This window comes from Serratia sp. T13T92 (genome assembly GCF_047530105.1).
Taxonomy (GTDB): Bacteria; Pseudomonadota; Gammaproteobacteria; order Enterobacterales; family Enterobacteriaceae; genus Chania; species Chania fonticola.
Genome location: NZ_JBLJAK010000094.1, coordinates 1 through 3,359 on the forward strand (window position 1 = coordinate 1; position 3,359 = coordinate 3,359).

The 3,359-nt window shown below is 54.6% G+C and carries 2 protein-coding genes and 1 pseudogene; 1 reads left to right on the forward strand and 2 read right to left on the reverse strand.

The features are described 5' to 3' along the window. Positions 1–324: 324 nt before the first annotated feature. Entirely contained in the window at positions 325–1,284 is a 960-nt protein-coding gene (locus tag ACMV5I_RS29180; protein WP_414825940.1) for an Rpn family recombination-promoting nuclease/putative transposase, read from the forward strand. A gap of 45 nt (positions 1,285–1,329) precedes the next feature. Here the strand turns inward: ACMV5I_RS29180 and ACMV5I_RS29185 are convergent, their stop codons facing one another. Then, the gene (locus ACMV5I_RS29185; protein WP_414825941.1) at positions 1,330–2,451 is read right to left on the reverse strand and encodes an AAA family ATPase; all 1,122 of its coding nucleotides are present in this window, start codon (positions 2,449–2,451) and stop codon (positions 1,330–1,332) included. A 392-nt stretch (positions 2,452–2,843) separates the two neighbouring features. Next, positions 2,844–3,235: pseudogene (locus tag ACMV5I_RS29190) on the reverse strand (hypothetical protein); the annotation flags it as partial. Positions 3,236–3,359: the final 124 nt, after the last annotated feature.

A 3,359-nucleotide genomic window follows, 5' to 3' on the forward strand; every position in this document is an offset into this window, starting at 1 on the left:
CATGCGTTGCTGACGGCGCTGAAATCGCCGGACGACGCCATCGACTGGGACACGCTGCTGCCCTGGAAAATCACCCTACCTTAAACCCCACGACCGAACACTGTGGGGATTTAACGACGCTTACATTGTTCCTGGCAACTGCCCAGGCTTCTGCTTCTGCCAGTTGCGTTTTTACGGCCAAAAAATCGGCGTGGCTCAACATGACGTCGCCGTCAGCGAGCATAGAACCTGCTGGCTGGCGTCAGCGGACTCCGCTGACCGTAGTACCGACAAAACCCAACGCTGCGATAGTGAGCCGGGGGACCAACATGTTACGATAGCCTCATGAAAAAGACCCCAACGCCACATGATTTGGCCTTCAAACAGTTTCTGACGCATCCCGATACCGCCCGGGATTTTATGCAATTGCACTTGCCGGCAGAGCTGCAGGCTATCTGTGATCTGAGCACGCTGAAGCTGGAGTCCGGAAGCTTTGTCGAAGAAAGCCTGCGCCCGTATTTCAGCGACGTGCTTTACAGCCTGAAAACGACCGCCGGTACTGACGGTTACGTGATGGTACTTATCGAGCACCAATCCACGGCGGACAAACACATGGCGTTCAGGTTGCTACGCTATGCGGTCGCCGCCATGCAGCGTCACCTCGATGCCGGCCATAAGAAGCTGCCACTGGTCATTCCGGTACTGTTCTATACCGGTAAACGCAGCCCTTATCCGTACTCGACCAACTGGCTGCAGGAATTTGATGCTCCCGTGCTGGCGGAAAAACTGTACACCGCAGCGTTTCCGCTGGTTGATGTGACAGTCATCCCCGACGAAGAGATTATGGGCCACCGCAGTATGGCGGCGCTGACGCTGCTGCAGAAACACATCCGACAGCGCGATCTGTTTGAACTGATGGAACAACTGGTCACTTTGCTGCTAGCCGGATACACTACGAGTGATCAACTGGCATCATTGATGAATTACATGCTGCAGGTTGGCGACACGGCCGCCCCAGAGGCTTTTATCCGAGAACTGGCCCGCCGCGCGCCACAGCACGAAGAGGTACTTATGACGATTGCACAAAAACTGGAGCAAAAAGGGCTCGAGAAAGGCCGCCTGGAAGGCCTCCAGCTCGGCATCGAAAAGGGCATAGAAAAGGGCATCGAGAAAGGACGGCAGGAAGGCGAGCGCGAAGCCGCACTGAAGATCGCCCGTTCGCTGCTCGACAATGGCCTTGATTTGGCGACGGTAATGAACGCCACGGGTCTCACTGCCGATGAGCTGGCGCAGATCCGTCATTAACCCGTTTTGGAGAGACTTACGACCTTGCCGGACAACACGCCTTGGCTAGTTCTCGTCAAATCGCCACTCACGGCGCGTCGGATCATGTAGGCAGGTCTCCCCGTTAATCAGTTGCAACGGGATATAACGGCACGATGCATGGGCTTCAATCGCCTGTGCCAGCACCGGACTGTGAGTCGTCACCCAGAGCTGAGAGTAACGCGACGCCTCGCCAATCAGCTGACCGAGCGCCGGCAGCATATCGGGATGTAGGCTGCTTTCCGGCTCGTTCAACACGACCAAGGGTGCCGGACGCGGACTGAGCAGTGCCACGGTCAGGCAGAGAAAACGCAAGGTGCCGTCGGAGAGCTCACGGGCCCGCAGCGGTCGCCGCAGCCCCTCACGCGTCATCATCATCTCGAGTCCCGCTTCGCTGTTGATCACGTGGAAACGGGCATCGGGAAAGGCACGGGCGAGGATGCCGTGCAGCAATTCGACATCCCCAATTTCGACGATAGTGGCAAAGGCCGCCGCGAGATCGCCCCCGTCATGGCTCAGAACCGGGGTTCTGATGGAAGGCTGGGGAATGCGTAGGGGCGAGCCGGGGGCGATATCGAAGTGATGATAGAAGCGCCACTGGTTGATAAGGTGGCGCAATCTGGCAATCTCGGGATAGCGCTCAGGCTCCGCAAGATGACCGAACACCGACTCGTGGGGCAACATACCGGGGGCATAGTCCACTTTGTCCCCATCGATACCAAGCACCTTGACCGCCTGATTACGCCGCATGAGTAACAGGTTTGAGGGGGAGCGTCGCTCCCCCAGCCACGCCTCCTCCTGCTTGATCTCGGGATCGAAGCCGAAATACGGGCTGACCGGCGGCGGGGGCAAGCCTATCTGCAACTCGTAGCCAAACTGCTCGGCCTGCATACCGAGGATGATGCGTTTGGGCGCATCGGCACGATCGTCAGGACGCAGGCCTCCTGCCCATATGGTTTGGTTGATCCCTCCTTCGTCACAGATGGCGCGGGCCAGCTCACCACTAGCGGCGCTCGCGAGCAGGTGGATGGCGTTGTAGAGGTTGCTCTTGCCGCAGCCGTTGGCACCCTGAACCAGATTGATCCTGCCAAGGGGCATAGTGAGCTTGCGCACAGAGCGGTAACCACGGATCCAGATTTCGCTCAACATGGGGATGACTCCTTGAACCTGAGAAATTCCATTATGGCGTTTCTCGCCCATTTGCCCCCAAGGTCCCAAGCTTGATATCTATCTTTATGAATTAAATAGAATATCATTTTTTTGATATTTCCGTTAATTTGGAAGTTTGTTGGTAAGTTCGGTGCTTCATTCTGCGAAAAATTCGCCCGGAGAAGTGCCAAAATTTGGTTTTGACACCACGTGGTATCAAAACAGGCAAAAAACGACAGTAGATACCCCATTTCAGACCAATAAATGCAGTTTCAGATATCACGACATGTGAGATTGTGAAATAAACAAAATTTTTTAATGTGCTCCATCAATGAGTAACAGAATATCACCATAGTGTATTGATATATATAATTTTACCAAGAATGTGGAACTTATGGGGCTAATGGGCGCGGAACCCCATTTAGTGAGGCAATCAACTGAAACAGGTAGGGCATCTGTTTATCCTGACAGAGAGCTAACTGCCAGCCGCAGCGATCCAGTAGTTTCGCCAGCCCTTCAACGTTGCCGGTCACTCTGGCCATGATCGGTGCAATTTGCTTCCCGTCATCATCAAAGGCAGCATCAAGGGAAGAACGGGACAGGAATATACCGCTAACCTGGACATTCATTACCAGGGCATGTCGGCCAGACCACTCTCTGTCAGCAAGCAGCCGGTATATCCAGTGCATTTCCTTTGCCGTTTCGAGGGCGTATGTCAGCCGGAACAGATCATTCTGCTCAGAGAGAGTTCGCCGGTGCAGGAACACCAGAGGTAATCGAGCTTGATGGTTAGGAAGTTGGATCCCTTTTTTTCCCTTAGGTCAGAGGCAAAAGAGGGTGATAAGGCCATGCGTTTCATCAGCTCAGGCAGCGCAACGTTGACAACTGGTTAAAATAACCCCCATTTT

Coding starts and splice junctions, on each gene's coding strand:
- ACMV5I_RS29180 (WP_414825940.1), top strand. CDS start 325: ATGAAAAAGACCCCAACGCCACATGATTTGGCCTTCAAACAGTTTCTG.
- ACMV5I_RS29185 (WP_414825941.1), bottom strand. CDS start 2,451: ATGTTGAGCGAAATCTGGATCCGTGGTTACCGCTCTGTGCGCAAGCTC.